General features: G+C 66.6%; 22 protein-coding genes. 8 read left to right on the forward strand and 14 right to left on the reverse strand.

Features of this window, described 5'->3' with window-relative positions:
- Nucleotides 1-23 precede the first annotated feature (23 nt).
- Nucleotides 24-902: a CoA ester lyase gene (locus tag QW863_RS10545; protein ID WP_315715888.1), complete on the forward strand. Its 879-nt coding sequence runs from the start codon at nucleotides 24-26 to the stop codon at nucleotides 900-902.
- Between the two features lie 4 nt (nucleotides 903-906).
- On the opposite strand, the gene QW863_RS10550 is transcribed toward QW863_RS10545, so the two are convergent.
- The 5 genes from QW863_RS10550 to QW863_RS10570 all read right to left on the reverse strand — a co-directional run bounded on the left by QW863_RS10550 (nucleotide 907) and on the right by QW863_RS10570 (nucleotide 3,815).
- The gene (locus tag QW863_RS10550) at nucleotides 907-1,278 is read right to left on the reverse strand and encodes a cytochrome c (protein ID WP_315715889.1); all 372 of its coding nucleotides are present in this window, start codon (nucleotides 1,276-1,278) and stop codon (nucleotides 907-909) included.
- A gap of 34 nt (nucleotides 1,279-1,312) precedes the next feature.
- On the reverse strand, nucleotides 1,313-1,729 hold the full coding sequence (locus tag QW863_RS10555) for a DUF6455 family protein (protein WP_315715890.1): 417 nt from the start codon (nucleotides 1,727-1,729) through the stop codon (nucleotides 1,313-1,315).
- A gap of 111 nt (nucleotides 1,730-1,840) precedes the next feature.
- On the reverse strand, nucleotides 1,841-2,641 hold the full coding sequence (locus tag QW863_RS10560) for a hypothetical protein (protein WP_315715891.1): 801 nt from the start codon (nucleotides 2,639-2,641) through the stop codon (nucleotides 1,841-1,843).
- 81 nt (nucleotides 2,642-2,722) lie between these two features.
- On the reverse strand, nucleotides 2,723-3,325 hold the full coding sequence (leuD, locus tag QW863_RS10565; RefSeq protein WP_315715892.1) for a 3-isopropylmalate dehydratase small subunit: 603 nt from the start codon (nucleotides 3,323-3,325) through the stop codon (nucleotides 2,723-2,725).
- A gap of 91 nt (nucleotides 3,326-3,416) precedes the next feature.
- Nucleotides 3,417-3,815, reverse strand: coding sequence for a metallopeptidase family protein (locus QW863_RS10570; RefSeq protein WP_315715893.1), 399 nt, complete (start codon nucleotides 3,813-3,815; stop codon nucleotides 3,417-3,419).
- A gap of 141 nt (nucleotides 3,816-3,956) precedes the next feature.
- On the opposite strand from QW863_RS10570, the gene QW863_RS10575 reads away from it, so the two are divergent.
- From QW863_RS10575 to QW863_RS10590, 4 genes are all read left to right on the forward strand, one after another.
- Nucleotides 3,957-4,265 (forward strand): hypothetical protein, encoded by a 309-nt coding sequence (locus QW863_RS10575; RefSeq protein WP_315716181.1) that lies wholly within the window; start codon nucleotides 3,957-3,959, stop codon nucleotides 4,263-4,265.
- Nucleotides 4,266-4,551: 286 nt separating this feature from the next.
- The gene (locus QW863_RS10580; RefSeq protein WP_315715894.1) at nucleotides 4,552-4,821 is read left to right on the forward strand and encodes a hypothetical protein; all 270 of its coding nucleotides are present in this window, start codon (nucleotides 4,552-4,554) and stop codon (nucleotides 4,819-4,821) included.
- 94 nt (nucleotides 4,822-4,915) lie between these two features.
- Entirely contained in the window at nucleotides 4,916-5,191 is a 276-nt protein-coding gene (locus QW863_RS10585; protein WP_315715895.1) for a hypothetical protein, read from the forward strand.
- 316 nt (nucleotides 5,192-5,507) lie between these two features.
- Complete coding sequence (locus tag QW863_RS10590; protein WP_315715896.1) at nucleotides 5,508-6,170, forward strand: hypothetical protein; 663 nt, start codon at nucleotides 5,508-5,510, stop codon at nucleotides 6,168-6,170.
- Nucleotides 6,171-6,253: 83 nt separating this feature from the next.
- On the opposite strand, the gene QW863_RS10595 is transcribed toward QW863_RS10590, so the two are convergent.
- From QW863_RS10595 to ffh, 7 genes are all read right to left on the reverse strand, one after another.
- On the reverse strand, nucleotides 6,254-6,469 hold the full coding sequence (locus QW863_RS10595; protein WP_315715897.1) for a hypothetical protein: 216 nt from the start codon (nucleotides 6,467-6,469) through the stop codon (nucleotides 6,254-6,256).
- A gap of 191 nt (nucleotides 6,470-6,660) precedes the next feature.
- Nucleotides 6,661-8,067, reverse strand: coding sequence for a 3-isopropylmalate dehydratase large subunit (gene leuC, locus QW863_RS10600; protein WP_315715898.1), 1,407 nt, complete (start codon nucleotides 8,065-8,067; stop codon nucleotides 6,661-6,663).
- A gap of 406 nt (nucleotides 8,068-8,473) precedes the next feature.
- Entirely contained in the window at nucleotides 8,474-8,857 is a 384-nt protein-coding gene (gene rplS, locus QW863_RS10605; RefSeq protein WP_015663536.1) for a 50S ribosomal protein L19, read from the reverse strand.
- Between the two features lie 109 nt (nucleotides 8,858-8,966).
- Nucleotides 8,967-9,743, reverse strand: coding sequence for a tRNA (guanosine(37)-N1)-methyltransferase TrmD (gene trmD, locus QW863_RS10610; RefSeq protein ID WP_315715901.1), 777 nt, complete (start codon nucleotides 9,741-9,743; stop codon nucleotides 8,967-8,969).
- A 197-nt stretch (nucleotides 9,744-9,940) separates the two neighbouring features.
- Complete coding sequence (gene rimM, locus QW863_RS10615) at nucleotides 9,941-10,534, reverse strand: ribosome maturation factor RimM (protein ID WP_315715902.1); 594 nt, start codon at nucleotides 10,532-10,534, stop codon at nucleotides 9,941-9,943.
- 127 nt (nucleotides 10,535-10,661) lie between these two features.
- A complete protein-coding gene (gene rpsP, locus QW863_RS10620) occupies nucleotides 10,662-10,994 on the reverse strand; it encodes a 30S ribosomal protein S16 (protein ID WP_008964221.1) in 333 nt (110 codons plus the stop codon).
- Between the two features lie 169 nt (nucleotides 10,995-11,163).
- Nucleotides 11,164-12,711, reverse strand: coding sequence for a signal recognition particle protein (gene ffh, locus QW863_RS10625; protein ID WP_315715903.1), 1,548 nt, complete (start codon nucleotides 12,709-12,711; stop codon nucleotides 11,164-11,166).
- A gap of 336 nt (nucleotides 12,712-13,047) precedes the next feature.
- Between ffh and QW863_RS10630 the strand changes: the two genes are divergently transcribed.
- Nucleotides 13,048-14,040, forward strand: coding sequence for an MBL fold metallo-hydrolase (locus tag QW863_RS10630; RefSeq protein WP_315715904.1), 993 nt, complete (start codon nucleotides 13,048-13,050; stop codon nucleotides 14,038-14,040).
- A 212-nt stretch (nucleotides 14,041-14,252) separates the two neighbouring features.
- Here the strand turns inward: QW863_RS10630 and QW863_RS10635 are convergent, their stop codons facing one another.
- Both QW863_RS10635 and QW863_RS10640 read right to left on the reverse strand, forming a co-directional pair.
- The gene (locus QW863_RS10635) at nucleotides 14,253-14,963 is read right to left on the reverse strand and encodes an SIMPL domain-containing protein (protein WP_315715905.1); all 711 of its coding nucleotides are present in this window, start codon (nucleotides 14,961-14,963) and stop codon (nucleotides 14,253-14,255) included.
- A 5-nt stretch (nucleotides 14,964-14,968) separates the two neighbouring features.
- A complete protein-coding gene (locus QW863_RS10640; protein WP_315715906.1) occupies nucleotides 14,969-15,742 on the reverse strand; it encodes a GyrI-like domain-containing protein in 774 nt (257 codons plus the stop codon).
- A 170-nt stretch (nucleotides 15,743-15,912) separates the two neighbouring features.
- On the opposite strand from QW863_RS10640, the gene dapF reads away from it, so the two are divergent.
- Nucleotides 15,913-16,779 (forward strand): diaminopimelate epimerase, encoded by an 867-nt coding sequence (dapF, locus tag QW863_RS10645; protein ID WP_315715907.1) that lies wholly within the window; start codon nucleotides 15,913-15,915, stop codon nucleotides 16,777-16,779.
- On the forward strand, nucleotides 16,776-18,098 hold the full coding sequence (gene mtaB / locus QW863_RS10650) for a tRNA (N(6)-L-threonylcarbamoyladenosine(37)-C(2))-methylthiotransferase MtaB (protein WP_315715908.1): 1,323 nt from the start codon (nucleotides 16,776-16,778) through the stop codon (nucleotides 18,096-18,098). The genes dapF and mtaB overlap by 4 nt, the downstream gene beginning before the upstream one ends.
- Nucleotides 18,099-18,112: the final 14 nt, after the last annotated feature.

An 18,112-nucleotide genomic window follows, 5' to 3' on the forward strand; every position in this document is an offset into this window, starting at 1 on the left:
GATAAACCAAGGGAAACGCCGAAATGATCCGCCCGCGCCGCAGTCTCCTGTTCATGCCCGGCTCCAATGCGCGCGCGCTGGAGAAGGGGCGGAACCTGCCGGCCGACGGGCTGATCCTCGATCTCGAGGATTCGGTGGCGCCGGACGCCAAGGCCGCCGCCCGCGACCAGATCGCCAAGGCGGTGGCGGCCGACGGCTACGGCAAGCGGGAACTGCTGATCCGGATCAACAGCCTGGATACGACGTGGTGGCGCGACGACGTCGCCATGGCCGGACAGGCGGCGACCGACGGCATCCTCGTTCCCAAGGTGTCGACCGTCGAGGACCTTCGCCTGGTCACGGATCGCTTGGCCGAGGTCGGCGCCGATCCCGCGCTGAAGGTATGGGCGATGATCGAGACGGCGCGTGCGGTGCTCGATGCCGATCTGCTCGCGGCCACCGTGCACGAGGAAGGCTCGCGGCTCGCCGGCTTCGTGTTCGGACCCAACGACATCTCGCGCGAGACTCGCATCCGGATGCTGCCGGGCCGCTCCACGATGCTGCCGATGATCAGCCACTGCATCCTGGCGACGCGCGCCCATGGGCTGGAGATTCTGGACGGGCCTTACAGCGATTTCGCCAACACCGACGGATTCGCGCAGGAATGCATCCAGGCCCGCGATCTCGGCTTCGATGGCAAGACGCTGATCCATCCCGGCCAGATCGACGCCTGCAACGCGATCTTCACACCGCCCGCCGACGAGGTCGCTGCGGCACGCAAGATCATCGCCGCGTTCGAGCTGCCGGAGAATGCCTCGCGCGGCGCGATCCAGATCGACGGCCGCATGGTCGAGCGGCTGCATGCCGAGATGGCGCGACGCACGATCGCGATCGCCGATGCGATCGCGGCGGTGGCGAAGTGAGGCGTCAGATGCGGCGGAGACTGAGGATGTAGTTGACGAGGTCGCCGCGCTGCTCGGCGGTCAGGATGACGTTCGGCATCGTCGGGTGGCTGCTCTGCAGGAACACCTTGAGCGATAGCTCGGTCGTCGACGGCATGTTGGCGACCGCGACGAAATCGGGGGCGGTCGTGGTTTGGGCTCGCGCCCCGCTGGTGTCGATGGCGTGGCAGGTGCTGCACCAGGCCTCCGCCAGTTTGCGTCCCGCCTGCACGCTGTCGGCGGCCGGCGTCACGCCGCCGGCATTGTGCAGCCGGATCAGCAGCATCGCGCCGAGCGCGAGCAGGATCGCGGCGCCGACATGGAGCCAGGTGTTGCGGTGCAGATTCGGCAGGCTCATCGCATTGCTCCGCTGGGTGGGAGGGAGGCGGCGATCAGTGCTTGACCGCGGCGCTGCCCAGGCGGTCGATGGTCGGGGCGTTGAGGCAGTATTCCTCGTAGTGCTCGGCACTCGTCCCGGCGGCAAGATCGCGATGGCAGCGCGGCTTGTCCTTGCACATGGCGCAGACGCGCTCCATGTCGCGCAGCACCAGCGGCTCGGCGCGCCCCAGCGCGGCTTCGTCGATGCCGAGCGCCTTCAGCATCTGCGGCAGCTCGTCGGCGGCGTGCTCGCCGTGACGGACCAGCTCGTCGAGATCCGCCGGTGTGACCTGCAGGTCCATCGCGATACGCTCGAAATCGTCACGGTCCAGCTGCCGGATCTCGCTCAGCTCACGCCGGTGCCGGAGCCATTGCGCGAACGTATCGATCAGGAACTGAACCCGCGGATAAGGCTTGGCGTCTACGGTCATGACACGTCTCCGATGATGGCCCGCAATCAATCACCGGGTGGCCGCGCGGACGTTGCGGTAGATCAAGCAGCAAATCGGCCCTGCGCCGGTCGCAAAGCTGCGCGGCGAAGGTCAGCGCGGGGCAAATCGTGCGGCCGCCCAGGCATAGAGGCTGCCCGGGATCGGCGCTTCGCCGCCGCGGCCCTTCGGCGAGATGTGCAGGCCGATGACACCCGGATCGCCGATCAGGCCGGAGAAGTCGGAAGGGTCGAAGAACGCCTTCGGCTCGGCATGCACCGCGTAGAAGCTGCGCTTCGGCAGCGCATGGTGCAGCGAGCCATGGCGGCGGGCCAGCGCCGTCAGCGCGGCAGGGCCGAAGATGGCGACGCGGATGTCCGAGAGGCGGTCGGAGCCGCCGCGCAGGCGGCGCAGCGCAAAGGTGAGGCGGTGACGCAGCGAAAGCCAGTTCGGCGTCAGCGCGTCCTGCGCCATCAGCGCGGCGAACTCGGCGACGATCGGATCCTCCGGCGGCAGGTAGAGCACGGAGTTGCCGAGCTGCCGCGGCCGCTCCCAGGCGAAATAGGGCACGGCGGGGTCGATCTCGACCGGCCTGAGCAGCAGCACGTCGGCATCGAGCCAGAGGCCGGCGCGCTGTGCCATCAGCCGCATCCGGAAGAAGTCGCTGAACTGCAAGGTGGTCCAATCGCGCCAGCCGCCGTCCGGCTGCGGCGGCCTGAGACGCTCGGAGAACGCGTAAGGCAGGACCGCCTCGGCCTCGGCATTGCCGACGCCGTCGGGCAGGCCGGGCAGCGGATCGAAGCTGTAGACCGTCACCTTGTGGCCGGCGGCGAGCTGCGAGCGCAGGCAGGTCTGGCGCAGGCGGTCGAGCGGCCCCCGCCAGAAGGTGACGACCTCGGGCAATACGCGCGTCAACGGCGGACCTGCTGGGCTGCTCTCGAAACAGGGCCCCGGACGAGGTCCGGGGCCCGCGAACTCACCATCCTTCGGCGGGCCTCAGGCCCAGGCGCGCTCGGCCAGCTTGGCCTCGTAGCTGTCGATCGACGCCTTCTTCTCCAGCGTCAGCCCGATGTCGTCGAGCCCGTTGAGCAGGCAATGCTTGCGGAACGGGTCGATGTCGAACTTGACGGTGCCGCCGTCGGGGCCGCGGATCTCCTGGTTGGCGAGATCGACCGTCAAGGTCGCGTTGGCGCCGCGCTCGGCGTCGTCGAACAGCTTGTCGAGATCGGCCTGCGACACGCGGATCGGCAGAATGCCGTTCTTGAAGCAGTTGTTGTAGAAGATGTCGCCGAACGAGGTCGAGATCACGCAGCGGATGCCGAAATCGAGCAGCGCCCAGGGGGCGTGCTCGCGGCTTGAGCCGCAGCCGAAATTGTCGCCGGCGACCAGGATCTTGGCGTTGCGATAGGCCGGCTGGTTGAGCACGAAATCCGGGTTCTCGCTGCCGTCGTCCTTGTAGCGCTGCTCCGAGAACAGGCCCTTGCCGAGGCCGGTGCGCTTGATGGTCTTCAGGTACTGCTTGGGGATGATCATGTCGGTGTCGACATTGATGATCTTCAGCGGCGCGGCGACGCCTTCCAGCGTGGTGAACTTGTCCATCGGGGGCACCTTCGAGAATACGGGCAGGCCGCTGTTTAGCCCGAACGGCAGGGCGGATAAAGTCAAAATCCCGGTGCTATCGGCCGGCTCGTCAGCCGACGGACGCCTCGATTGCCTCCATGTCGTCGTCGGACATTCCGAAATGATGGCCGATCTCGTGGATCAGGACATGGCGGACGATGTGGCCGAGGCTCTCGTCGTGCTCGGCCCAGTAGTCGAGGATCGGTCGGCGATAAAGCCAGATCATGTTGGGCAGGCGCGGCAGGTCGTCGTTGCTGCGAAACGGCAGTCCCGTGCCCTGGAACAGGCCGAGCAGGTCGAACTCGCTTTCGCACTGCATCTCGTCGAGCACCTCCTCGGTCGGAAAGTCGTCGACCCGGATGATGACGCCCTCGCACATCCTGCGAAAATGCTCGGGCAGACGCTCGAACATCTCGTGCGCCATGACTTCCATGTCGGCGAGCGAGGGGGCTTTCAGATCTGTCCACATTGCCGCCTTCTAGCCCGGCTTTGATCATCTTGCATCTTGGTTCTATGACATGTGTGGCGGAGCTGGTTGACGCAGGGGATGAAACCGGCGACCGTGACGCGCGAACTGGGGGTTGGGGGACAGATGAGGCAGATGTCGATGGTGCTGGCCGGAGCGGCGCTGGCTGCGGCGGTCGTGGTCTCAATCTCGGCAACAGCGCAAGCGGAGCAACCCGCCGGCGCGCGCGGCGCCGTGCAGAGTGAGGTGAGCACGGATCTCTCCGCACAGCGCCGGCAACGACGAATCCAGATCTATCCGCGCTACGAGGGTCATTGGCAGCCCGACGTGGTGCCGCGCTTCAACCCAGGTCCGAACGCAGTTCGTGTATGCGACGCCACCTATGTTCCGGAGCATCGGCCGAGCGGCACCGTGATCGTCCCGCATATGAGTTGCGTCTGGCGACGCGGCTGACTCCTGGGTCCCGCGCACTGATCGGCTCGGCAAGCGCGCACGCGATCCGGTCGCGATCGCGACGTTGCCTGATGTTACCGCCCGGACACAGTGCCGATATGTCGCGCACTGCGGCGGAACTATGCGCGACATATCGGCATTCTGCTCCTGCGCAGGTCTTCATGTCCCATTCGCGTCGCTCGTTCGAGACTGGTCTGCGTCGCGCTGCTGCGGCCGCCCTTCAGGCAACTGACAAGGCGGAAGTTACGGTGCCGGACGTGATGTCAGGCGATCGAGGGAGAAGTTCATGACTGTGATGAAGCTGTTGGGCATCGCGGCGGTTGGCGCCGTTCTCGCGATGGCTGCCCCCGCCGAACGCGCGCAGGCGCTGTCGCTGATCAATCCGGGCGCTGCGACCGCGGTGCAGCAGGGCACGGCGCAGGAGACCACGCAGGCGCATTGGCACGGCCGCCGCCATTGGCATCCCCGGCGCCACTACTATCCTCGGCATTACTACCATCCGCGTCATCACTGGCGGCCGCATCACTACGGATATCGCCATCACGGCCGCTGGTAAGCCGCGCTTTCGAGCCGACCGAGACAATGACCGAAATCAAACAGGCCCGCTTTGCGGGCCTGTACGTTGATGGGGGCTGGCAACGAGGTTCGCCATGAAACCATCAGTCAACAGAACCTGGCTCGGGATCAGCGTTGTCACGGTGGCGATGCTGCTCGCAAGTTCCGCCGCCACCGCTCCTGTCGCCGCAGCTCCAGCCGTAACGCAGGCGCGTCAGACCGTAACGGATGCTGGCCCGCGCCGGCAGGGCCGCCGATCGAAGCTCGTGGTGTCGACGGCAGAGGTGCCGCACTATCTCGACCGTCCCACGGATTACACGCCGGCCTATCCGCCGGGGCCCTTGGTTCTGTTCACGCCGTTCTACCATTGAGGCCATGTCGGCGAGGCGCGCTGCGTTTCCTGCGTGTCGTTAGTTGCGAAGTCCCCGCCCGAGCAGCACGTGAGCCGCTGCGTCGGCATCCGTGATCCTGAGTTGCAGGACGACGTAGAGGCTCACGTGCATCTCCTCTGCCGCGACGCCACGCCGCAGATGCGCGTGCACCGTGCATCACTGACGTGCATCATTCATGCCGCATTCACGTCGCTATCTCTACGTTCATGTTGGGGGTGCGCCAATCCACCGATCGGACGACCAGCATCGGCGCTGCATGGGTCCATCGTTGCACAGCATTCAGGGAGAAGGGACCATGATGAGGATGAAGGACCAGCGCGCTGGTCTTGCTCGTCGCCTCAGTCTTGCGGCGGCCACACTGTTTGTCTTGGCGGGCGCGTCCGGACGGCCTGCGCTTGCGATGTCGCCGGTGAGTCCCGGTGCCGGCTCCGCCACGCAGACGCCTTCGGACGTATTGACCGTTCAGGTCCGAGGCCCCGGCGGCCATGGCGGCGGTGGTGGCGGGCATCCCGGCGGTGGTGGATTCCACGGCGGAGGCGGTGGCCCGGCGTTCCATGGCGGCGGCGGCGCCATGTTCAGGGGCGGCGGCAGCCCCGCATTTCATGGGGGAGGACATGCCTTCGGCGGTGGCCCGCGTCCTGTCTTCCACGGTGGCGGCCCCGCATTCCATGGCGGATTCGGCCCGCGGCCGGTGTTCCATGGCGGCGGCTATCATCATCGTCCATACTACGCCTACCGGCCGTACTTCCACCATCACCGCCGGCACTTCTACGGCTATCGCAGTTATTACGCGCCGGTCTATACCTCGGGCTACTACTATCCCTATCGCCGCTGCCGCGTCGTCTGGACCCATTACGGGCCGCGCCGCATCTGCCACTATCGGCATTGGCGGGGTCATCACTGGCGCCATTATCACCGGTGGCATCATCGCCACCGCCACCATTGGCGCTACTACTGACGGGACCTGAAGTTCGACAAAGCAGGAAGGGCGCCCAACGGCGTCCTTCTCTCATTTCAAGGGGATGGAGTGGGGCGCGGCGGTCAGAGCCAATCCTTGAACTGCCAATTCCTCACACTCAGCTTCCAAGGCACCAGCGTCTCCAGGCGCCATTTGGCAAAGCGGCCGGGCGGCCAGTTCGACAACCGCCGCTCCTCCTTCGGAGCCTCGGGCTGGGCAATGATCTTGGCGGGCGGTGTCTTGCGGCGTTGGCGCGTCGCATCACGGATGAGGTCGACGTATTCCGGCTTGTCGGCCATGTCAGGCTCCTCGGCACGTTCCTCTGCAGACGCAGCGCGTCCGGCGGTAGGATTGTGCGCGACGAGACTTAAGAAGCCCTTGCCGAACTGTGTCGATGTTGAGGTGAAATGAAAAACGCGATGGCTTGGTGAAGCCATCGCGTTCGTTTGTAGACCTGCCGCCGTGCCGGATCTGAAGCAGCGAGATGACGTCAGCGCCAGTCGCGTACGTCGACGAAGTGTCCTGCGATTGCGGCCGCCGCGGCCATCGCTGGCGACACCAGGTGGGTGCGGCCCTTGAAGCCCTGGCGTCCCTCGAAGTTGCGGTTCGAGGTCGAGGCGCAGCGCTCTTCTGGCGCCAGCTTGTCCGGGTTCATGGCGAGGCACATCGAGCAGCCTGGCTCGCGCCATTCGAAGCCGGCCTTGATGAAGATCTTGTCGAGGCCCTCGGCTTCCGCCTGCTCCTTGACGATGCCCGAGCCCGGAACGACCATCGCGTTGACGTGGCCGCTGACGGTCTTGCCTTCGGCGATCTTGGCTGCGGCGCGCAGATCCTCGATGCGACCGTTGGTGCACGAGCCGATGAAGACGCGGTCGAGCTTGATGTCGGTGATCTTCGTGCCCGCGGTCAGGCCCATGTACTTCAACGCGCGATGCTTGGAGATGCGCTTGGCCTCGTCTGCGATCTGGTCCGGATCGGGCACCACGCCGGTCACCGAGATCACGTCCTCGGGCGAGGTGCCCCAGGTCACGATCGGCGGCAGCTTGGCGGCGTCGAGCCGGAGCTCGTGGTCGAAATGCGCGCCCTCGTCGGAGCGCAGCGTGTCCCAGTAGCGCATCGCCGCATCCCAGGCGGCGCCCTTCGGCGCCTTGGGACGGCCGCGCAGGAAGTCGAACGCCTTCTGGTCGGGCGCCACAAGGCCAGCACGGGCGCCGCCCTCGATTGACATGTTGCACACGGTCATGCGGCCTTCCATCGACAGCGCGCGGATCGCCTCGCCGGCATATTCCAGCACGTAGCCGGTGCCGCCGGCGGTGCCGATCTCGCCGATGATGGCGAGAATGATGTCCTTCCCCGTCACGCCGTCCGGCAGCACGCCGTCGACCGTGACGCGCATGTTCTTCGCTTTCTTCTGGATCAGCGTCTGTGTCGCCAGCACGTGCTCGACCTCGGAGGTGCCGATGCCGTGCGCCAGCGCGCCGAACGCGCCATGCGTCGAGGTGTGGCTGTCACCGCAGACGATTGTGGTGCCGGGCAGCGTAAAACCCTGCTCGGGGCCGATGACGTGGACGATCCCCTGGCGGCGATCGAACTCGTTGTAATATTCGATGCCGAATTCCTTGGCGTTCTCGGCCAGCGTCTTGATCTGCTCGATGCTCTCCGGATCCGGGTTCGGCTTGGAGCGGTCTGTGGTCGGCACGTTGTGATCGACCACGGCCAGCGTCTTTTCCGGCGCGTGCACTTTGCGGCCGGTCATGCGCAGGCCTTCGAACGCCTGCGGCGAGGTCACCTCATGGACCAGATGGCGGTCGATGTAGAGCAGGCAGGTGCCGTCCTCGGCTTCGTGGACCAGATGGTCGTTCCAGATCTTGTCGTACAGGGTGGTCGGCTTCGACATGAGCGAATGCTCCCGGGAATTTAAGGTTTGAAACGGAGCGCGTGACGGGCACGCGCGAACAATCAGGAATGAGGCGCTGCGGCTTACAGCGCGCGCCTAAGCTCAGATGTCGCCGAGGTGGCGAAGCGTCCGAAGAACCGCCCGGGCAGCCGGCGGCGATCGTCGATGACGACGCGGCGACAGGCCATGCTGGTGCGATCTAGAACCATTTCAGGGGGATATATAGCACGCGTGCCGTGGAGTGCGAGATGCGTTTGCGCCCGCCGTCATTGCGAGCGAAGCGAAGCAATCCAGGGGCCGGGGCAAGGACTCTGGATTGCTTCGCTTCGCTCGCAATGACGGCAGCGCAAAAACAGAAAAGCGCGGGGCCAGCCCGCGCTCTTCGTCAATCCAATGAAAGCAACGACTACTCGTTGACGGCGGTCTGCTGCCGGTCCTGCTTCTCGACGATGCGGGCCGACTTGCCGCGCAGCTGGCGCAGGTAATACAGCTTGGCGCGACGCACCTTGCCGCGGCGCACGACCTTGATCGAATCGATCATCGGGGAGAGGATCGGGAACACGCGCTCCACGCCCTCGCCATAGGAGATCTTGCGCACGGTGAAGCTCTCGTTGATGCCGCCGCCGGACCGGCCGATGCAAACGCCCTCATAGGCCTGCACGCGCGTGCGCTCGCCTTCGACCACCTTCACGTTGACGATCACGGTGTCGCCCGGGCCGAACTCCGGAATGGTCTTGTTGGCGGACAGCTTGTCGAACTGCTCTTTTTCGAGCTGCTGAATCAGGTTCACGGGTAAATCTCCATCGGCGGCGCGCCCAGCCGGGTCACGCGGGGGCTGCGCTTGTTCCTGCCGTCACTTGCGGAATTGGGCGCTCCTATAAGCCAAAGCGCGAGGCTTGTCACCCGTCTGTCGTGCTTTTTGGCTCTTTTTGGCCGGTCCCTCTTTGTTCTCGGCCGTCGCGCGCCTGCCATTCGGCCCACAAATCCGGCCTTCGCGCTTCAGTCAGCGCCTCGGCCTGGGCGCGGCGCCAAGCGGCGACCTTGGCGTGGTCACCCGAGGTGAGCACATCCGGAATGGTCCGGCCTTCGAATAGTTGGGGCCGGGTGTATTGCGGGTATTCAAGTAGGCCATCGGAAAAACTCTCGTCGGTGCCCGATTCGAGCTTGCCCATCACGCCCGGAAGCAGCCGGACGCAGGCGTCGATCAGCACCAGGGCGGCGATCTCGCCGCCCGACAGCACGTAGTCGCCGATCGAGACCTCGGTCAGCGAGCGCGCATCGATGACGCGCTGGTCGACGCCTTCGAAGCGACCGCAGACGATCAGCGGGCCCGGACCGGCCGCGAGCTCGCGGACGAAGGCCTGGGTCAACGGCCGGCCACGCGGGCTCATCAGCAGCTTCGGCCGCTCCGGATCGATCGCCGCCGCGTCGATCGCGGCTGCCAGCACGTCCGCGCGCAGCACCATGCCGGGGCCACCGCCGGCCGGCGTGTCATCGACGCTACGGTGCTTGTCGGTGGCGGAGGCCCTGATGTCGCGCGCCTCCAACGACCAGATGCCGGAGGCCAGCGCGCGGCCGGCCAGGCTGACGCCGAGCGGCCCGGGAAACATCTCCGGGAACAGCGTCAGCACGGTGGCGCGCCAAGGTGCGACTGGGGATGGGGGCGAAGTCGTCATGATGCTCTGTGTTAAGGTACCCAGGTTGCGAGATCGAGCCCTGGATGCATTGCCGGCTCTTGCGACCTCGACACCGGTGTCGTCCCGGACAAGCGTGACGCGCGTCAGCGCGTCGCGGCGCCGATTCGGGACCCATACCGCGTGATGTCGAAACGAGGCATGCGGCCAGTCCCGCGCAAGCCAATCAGCTGCGGTGGCTATGGGTCCCCGCTTTCGCGGGGACGACGAGCGGAGGGTGCGGCGGCAGCGTCATCTTCAGCGGAAGCCGGTTCATCCGCGGCTTCATCCTCGCCCTCGATCTCCGCCGGCAGCTCGATGATCACGCGGCCGCCGGCAAGATCGACCGTCGGCACCACGGCATTGGTGAACGGCAGCAGCAACGTGCTGCCCGAGGGCGGGGCGATCTCGATGATGTCGCCGGCGCCGAAATTATGGATCGCGAGCACGCGGCCGAGCTGCGCGCCGTCAGCGGTCTCCGCGGCGAGGCCGATCAGGTCGGCGTGGTAGTATTCGTCGTCAGCCGTCTCGGGCAGGCGGTCTCTGGGCACGTAGAGCTCGAGCCCGTTGAGGCGTTCGGCCGCATTGCGGTCGGTGACGCCCTTGATGGCTGCGACCAGATGGTCCTTGGCCTCGCGCGCCTTCGCGACCTCGAACGAACGGCTGCCGTCCTTGGTCGTGAGCGGGCCGTAATGCAGCACGGCCAGCGGATCCTCAGTGAAGGTCCATAAGCGAACCTCGCCGCGCACGCCATGCGCGGCGCCGATTCTGGCGACACAGATGAGCTTGGACATCAGCGTGCCTCGTCCTTCGAGACGCGCTCGAACGCGCGCTCCTCAGGAGGAGGAGCCAGTTCCTCATGCAAGGGAGCACGGCGCAAGCCGTGCATCTCGAAGCATGAGGCCGCGCTCGTCAACGACCTTAGCCCTTGGCGGCGGCTTCGGCCTGCGCCTTGCGCTCCTTGCGCGGCACGGCCTTGATCGGGTTCTGGCGGGCTTCGCGCTTCTTGACGCCGGCGGCGTCGAGGAAGCGGGCGACGCGGTCGGACGGCTGCGCGCCCTTGGCGAGCCAGCCCTTCACCTTCTCCATGTCCAGCTTGAGGCGTGCCTCGTTGTCCTTCGGCATCAGCGGATTGAAGTAGCCGAGACGTTCGATGAAGCGGCCGTCACGCGGGAAGCGCGAGTCGGCGACGACGACGTGATAGACCGGGCGCTTCTTGGTGCCGGCACGGGCGAGACGGATGACGACGGACATGTAGGTTCTCCTGAGTGTCTTCTGATGAGTTGATGTCAGCTAAGCCGTCATTCCGGGGCACCGCGAAGCGGTGAGCCCGGAATCCATAACCACGATCGTGCGTATGGATTCCGGGCTCGCGCTGCGCGCGCCCGGAATGACGAATGGAAAGAGGAGCGGATGATCCTCATTATTTCTTCTTCCCCGGAGGAAGGCCGAGGCCCGGCAGAGTCGGCTTGCCGCTGAGACCGGTGAGGCCGGGGAGGTTCGGTAGGCCGCCGCGCAGGCCGGCGGGCAGATCCTTCGGCAAATTCGGCAGTCCGCCGGGCATGCCACCCGGCATCTTTTCCGCAAGCGCCTTGAGCTGATCCGGCGAGGGCATGCCGCCACCGCCGCCAAAACCCATCGCCTGGGCGATGCCGGCCAGCGGGCCGCGCTTGCCTGAGCCCATGGCCTTCATCACGTCGGCCATGTTCCGGTGCATCTTGAGCAGCTTGTTGACGTGCTCGACGCTCTGGCCGGAGCCGGCCGCGATGCGCTTCTTGCGGCTGGCCTTGAGCAGGTCGGGATGCTTGCGCTCCTCGCGCGTCATCGAATCGATGATCGCGACCTGGCGCTTGAGGATCTTGTCGTCGATGCCGGCGGCCGCGATCTGGTTCTTCATCTTCGAGATGCCGGGCATCATGCCCATCAGCCCGCCGATGCCGCCCATCTGCGCCATCTGCTGCAGCTGCTCGCGCATGTCGTTGAGGTCGAACTGGCCCTTGCGCATCCGCTCGGCGGCGCGCGCGGCCTTCTCGGCGTCGATGTTCGCCGCGGCCTTCTCGACCAGCGAGACGATGTCGCCCATGCCGAGGATGCGGCCGGCAATGCGCGAGGGATAGAAGTCTTCCAGCGCGTCGGTCTTTTCGCCGGTGCCGAGCAGCTTGATCGGCTTGCCGGTGACCGCGCGCATCGACAGCGCCGCACCGCCGCGTCCGTCGCCGTCGATACGGGTCAGCGCGATGCCGGTGAGGCCGACGCGCTGGTCGAAGGCGCGGGCGAGATTGACGGCGTCCTGGCCGGTCAGCGAATCCGCGACCAGCAGCACCTCGTGCGGGTTGGCGACCGCCTTGATCTCGGCGGCCTCCTTCATCATGTCCTCGTCCAGCGTGGTGCGGCCGGCGGTGTCGAGCAGCACCACGTCGTAGCCGCCGAGCTTGGCGGCCTCGATGGCGCGGCGTGCGATCTGCGGCGGCATCTGGCCGGCCACGATCGGCAGCGTCGGGATGTCCAGGTCGCGGCCGAGCACCGCGAGCTGCTCCATGGCGGCCGGACGGTAGACGTCGAGCGAGGCCATCAGCACCTTGCGCTTGTCGCGCTGGACCATGCGGCGCGCGAGCTTGGCGGTGGTGGTCGTCTTGCCGGAGCCCTGCAGGCCGACCATCATGATCGGCACCGGCGGCACGGCGTTGAGGTCGATGGTCTGGCCGTCGTCGCCGAGCGTCTTGACCAGCTCGTCATGGACGATCTTGACGACCATCTGGCCGGGGGTGACCGACTTGACGACGGTGGCGCCGATCGCCTGCTCGCGCACGCGCTCGGTGAAGCTGCGGACAACCTCCAGCGCGACGTCGGCCTCGAGCAGCGCCCGGCGGACTTCGCGCATCGCGGCGTCGACATCGGCTTCCGAGAGCGAACCACGCCCCGTCAGCCGATCGAGAATGCCGCCAAGCCTTTCCGACAGATTGTCGAACAATGCCGTTATCCTTTGCCCTTGCGGGCGCTCGCTTCATTGCCGCCCGTCGTCGCCGCTTGCTGCGGCCCATGACGACCATATAGACCTCGGCCCGTCGGCCGAAACCGTCAGTCCAAACACGTTTGCGCCCGAGGGCGCACAGCGCTGTCGGGCGGTGACCTCCGGCCTCCAGGGCCGGGCGGTGGCTCGAAAAGACGAAACTTTCCGAAATTCGGCCGGGTTAAACCCTCAGCAGCCGCAAAAGTCAAGGAAACTTGCTTCTCGCCGTCCCGTTGCCGGACCCTGTGGGGGCGCTTACCTCTTGCGCGAGTTCAGCTTTCCCTTGCGAGGACGACCTTGCTGCGCCGTTCCAGGACTTATTCCGGCCCCGTCACCGACCATTTCGACGGCAAGCGCTTCTACGATCCCGACGGCGTTCCGCCCAAATCCCTGTCCCAGGTGCTGCGCTGGCAGTTCGGCCGCAACCGCAAGCGTTCCCGCTGGCCGTCCTGGGCGGCGAGCCCGCACGCCGACACGCCGCCGCACCGGATCGACGGCGAGACAGTGCGGCTGTCCTTCATCGGCCACGCCAGCTGGCTGATCCAGACCGGCGGGCTCAACATCCTGGTCGATCCTGTCTGGTCGGAGCGGGTGTCGCCATTCGCGTTCGCCGGTCCCCGGCGGCACAATGATCCCGGCATCGCCTTTGAGGGGCTGCCGCATATCGACGTCGTGCTGGTGTCGCATGGGCATTACGATCATCTCGACATCCGGACGTTGTCGAAGCTGACCGCGCGATTTTCGCCGCGGGTCGTCACGCCGCTGGGCAACGACCTTACGATGATCGACGCTGACTCCAAGATCCGCGCCGAGGCCTATGACTGGCACGATCGCGTGACGCTGAACGAGGAGGTCGCCGTGACCCTGGTGCCGACGCGGCACTGGACGGCGCGCGGCCTGTTCGACCGCAACAAGGCGCTGTGGGCGAGCTTCGTGCTGGAGACGCCGCGCGGCAGGGTCTACATCGTCTGCGATTCCGGTTACGGCACGGGCAAGCATTTCCGCCGCGTTGCGAAGCAGCACGCGCCGATCAGGCTCGCGATCCTGCCGATCGGCGCCTACGAGCCGCGCTGGTTCATGCGCGACCAGCACATGAACCCGGAGGATGCCGTGCAGGCGCTGCAGGATTGCGGCGCGGAGGCCGCGCTGGCGCATCACCACGGCACGTTCCAACTGACGGACGAGGCGATCGACGCGCCGGTGCACGCCCTGCACGCCGCGCTCGACCAGGCCGGTATCCCGCGCGAGCGGTTCGGCGTGTTGAAGCCGGGGCAGGTGGTGGAGATCTAAGCAGGCCGCCGCCACAAAACAGATGTCGTCCCGGCCTTGAGCCGGGACCCATAAACACCGAATTCAATGTTGTGAAGGCTGGCAGCTCCCTCTCGCGCGACAATTACCGCCCCGGAGTATGGGTCCCGGCTCAAGGCCGGGACGACACCGAGTTTGTAGCTACGTTGTCGGCTGCCACGACGCACAATGCGCCGCGCGGGCGTGAGGCCGCCTTACTGCCCCGGCTTGATCGCCCAGGTCACGTTGACCGTGATCGACAGCGTCTCCTCGCCCTGCGCCACCGGTGTCGGCGTCGCGGCCATCGGTGCGGCAAAGGTCTTGGCGCGGAACACCGGGGCGGGCGCGCCATCCTCGGAGATGCTGAGCGGCTGACCCAGCGTCACGCCGGCGGCCTTGGCATAGATCTCGGCCTTGCGGCGGGCGTCTGCGACGGCCTTCTCGCGCGCCTGGTCGAGCAGCTTGGATGGCTCGGCGACGCTGAAATAGATGTTGCCGACATCGTTGGCGCCGGCCGCGACCAGCGTATCGATCACGCTGGCGACCTTGGCGACGTCGCGCAGCTTGATGGTGACGCGATTGCTGGCGCGATAGCCGGTCACCGCCGGCTGGGCCGGCCGGTTCTGCGCATATTGCGGCTGCAGCGACAGCCGCGAGGTCTGATAGTCCTTGTCGGCGATCCCGGCCGCCTTCAGCGCCTGCAGCACCTTGGCCATGGCGGCGTTGTTGGCCTCGGCGGCCTCGCGCGCGGTCTTGGCGTCGGATGCCACGCCGGCGTCGATCTGCGCCAGATCCGGCGGCGCCGACACGCTGGCTTCGCCGCTGACGGTGATCGCCGGCGTGTCCTGCCGGGCGATGTCATCCGCGAGGGCGGGCATTGCGAAGCTGGTCGCGAGCGCGACCGCGAGGATGGGTCTGATGATCATGGTGCTCACTTCAGCGGCACGTAGACGTTGATGACGAGCTTGTCCTCGGCCGTCTTCAAGGGGTCGGTCAGGTACTCCTCGATGAAGGTGTCCTTGGCCTCCAGCCGGCGCTCGTCGAGGTGGTTGGTGATCGCCTCGTAGGTGTTGTCCATGTTGTCGTAGGAGCCGCGATGGACGAACTTCAGCGCCTTGCCCTCGGGCGACTGGCCGATGCTCATCCCCTTGCCGAGCGTCTTCGGCTCCTGCTCGACCGGCATCTCGGCCAGGAAGGTGAAGCCGGTGTCGTCGGTCGAGGTGTAGACGATCATGCCGTTGCCGGCGGGCTTGATGCCCTGCTTGTCCAGCGTGGCCGACAGCGATTTGAAGGAGTCGATCAGCGTGTCGAACGCATTGTCCCAATTCGCGGTGCCCTTGACGAGGACGACCTTCTTCGCCTCGAGCTTGATCTCGTCGCCGAAGGCGTCGGCCGCCTGGGCCGGCGCCGCGGCCTGCGGCGGCGTCGTGGCCGGGGACTGGGCCGCGGTCGGAGATGACGACGGCGAGGGGCTCGCGCTGGCGGCCGGCGTCGGGCTGGTCGCGGGCGCCGGACTGGCCGACGCGGCAGGCGCAGGAGAGGCCGGCGCCACCGGCGCCGGTAGCGCGCTCGGGGCCGGTGCGGGCGTGGCTGAGGCCGCCGGAGCCGGCGAGGCCGACGGCGCCTGGGCCCGGGCGAACGTGCCGCCGAGCAGGAGCGCGACCGAGCTCACGGCCAGAACGAGGCGGAAAGTGCTGAGATTCATTCGACTATTCTCCAGTGGCCGTGCTGCTTTGCCCGGTTCGTGCCGGCGAATGAACCGGTCCTAACATGCTCGGCGGCGCGGCGTCCCATGACAGATGCGTCATGTCGCTCTGCAGGCTGGTCAATGCCGCGCCATTCGCCATATAAGGCGGACACAATTTGGATATTTTCATGAGCGCGCTGGCCAACCACAGCTTCGTCAAGATGAACGGGATCGGCAACGAGATCGTCGTGGTCGATCTGCGCGACGTGAAGCATGTCGTCACGCCGGACGAGGCGCGGGCGGTGGCATCCCGGGTGCCCTACGATCAGCTGATGGTGCTGCAGCCGCCGCGGCTCGACGGCACCGAAGCGTTCATCCGCATCTACAACAATGATGGATCGGAGTCCGGCGCCTGCGGCAACGGCATGCGCTGCGTGGTGCGCCAGGTGTTCGGCAAGACGGGCCAGACCAGCGCGACGTTCGAGACCCGCGCCGGGTTGTTGAACTGCTGGCAGGGGCCGGCGCCCGACCTCTACACCGTCGACATGGGCGCGCCGAAGTTCGGCTGGCAGGACATTCCTCTCGCCGAGGAGTTCCGCGACACCCGCTACATCGAGCTGCAGATCGGACCGATCGACGCGCCGATCCTGCATTCGCCCTCGGTCGTCAACATGGGCAATCCGCACGCGGTGTTCTGGGTCGAGGACGTCAACGCCTACGATCTGGAGCGCTTCGGGCCGCTGCTGGAGAACCATCCGATTTTCCCGGAGCGTGCGAACATCACGCTCGCCCACATCGTCGATCGCGACCACATCACGATGCGCACCTGGGAGCGCGGCGCGGGGCTGACCAAGGCCTGCGGTTCGGCGGCCTGTGCGACAGCGGTCGCGGCCGTCAGGCTGAAGCGTGCCAACCGGATCGTGCAGATGAGGCTGCCCGGCGGCGAGCTCACGATCGAGTGGCGCGAGCGTGACGATCACGTGCTGATGACGGGCACCGCGACGTTCGAGTTCGAGGGACGGTTCGAGCCGTCGATGTTCGCCAGCGTCGCATGAGCGTCGACGTCGTTACCTTCGGCTGCCGCCTCAACGCGTTCGAATCCGAGCTGATCGCGAAACATGCCGAGGCGGCCGGTGCCGACGACACCATCGTCATCAACAGCTGTGCCGTCACCAACGAGGCGGTGGCGCAGGCCCGGCAGTCGATCCGCAAATTGAAGCGCGAGCGCCCCGCGGCGCGCATCGTCGTGACCGGCTGCGCCGCGCAGACGCAGGCCGGCATGTTCGCCGCCATGCCCGAGGTCGACCGCGTCATCGGCAATGACGACAAGCTGCGGCCCGATGCGTGGCGTGCGACCACACGGGCGTTGGCGGTGCCACGGTTCGGCATCGATGCGTCCGAGAAGGTGGCCGTCTCCGACATCATGGCGGTGATGGAGATGGCTCCGCATCTGGTCGACGGCTTCCAGCGCGGCCTGCCGCGGGTGTTCGTGCAGGTGCAGAACGGCTGCGATCATCGCTGCACCTTCTGCATCATCCCGTTCGGTCGCGGCAATTCGCGCTCGGTGCCGATGGGCGCGGTCGTCGAGCAGGTGCGCGCGCTGGCCGAGCGCGGCCATGCCGAGATCGTGCTGACCGGCGTCGACCTGACGAGCTATGGCGCCGGCCTGCCCGGCACGCCGAAGCTCGGCCGGCTTGTGAAGCAGATACTGCGCCACGTGCCGGAGTTGAGACGCCTGCGCATCTCCTCGATCGATTCGATCGAGGCCGATGCCGACCTGCTCGATGCCCTCGCGGATGATGCCAGGCTGATGCCGCACCTGCATCTGTCGCTGCAGGCGGGTGACGATCTGATCCTGAAGCGCATGAAGCGGCGGCATTCGCGCGCCGATGCCATCGCATTCTGTGCTCAGGTGCGCCGGCTGCGGCCGGACATCGCGCTTGGCGCCGATCTGATCGCGGGATTTCCGACCGAGACTGAGGAGATGTTCTCGCGCTCGATCGACCTGGTCGAGGAATGCGGGCTGACCTTCCTGCACGTGTTTCCCTATTCGCCGCGGCCGGGCACGCCGGCGGCGCGCATGCCGCAGGTGGATGGCGCCATCATCCGCGATCGCGCGCGGCGATTGCGGGCGGTGGGCGAGGCGGCGTTACGCCTGCGGTTGGAGCAGGAGATCGGCTGTCAGCGTGAGGTGCTGATCGAGAGTGAGACCCAGGGACGGACGGAGCATTACCTGCCGGTCGCCACGACCACTGCGTTGCCAGGCACCGTGCAGCGGCTCACGATCACGGGGCATCATGGGGCTCGGCTGTTAGTCCAGAATTCCGTCATGCCCGGGCTTGACCCGGGCATCCACGCTGTCCCCAAGAACTAAGACGTGGATGGCCG

This window comes from Bradyrhizobium sp. SZCCHNR1017, assembly GCF_032381375.1.
Classification (GTDB): domain Bacteria; phylum Pseudomonadota; class Alphaproteobacteria; order Rhizobiales; family Xanthobacteraceae; genus Bradyrhizobium.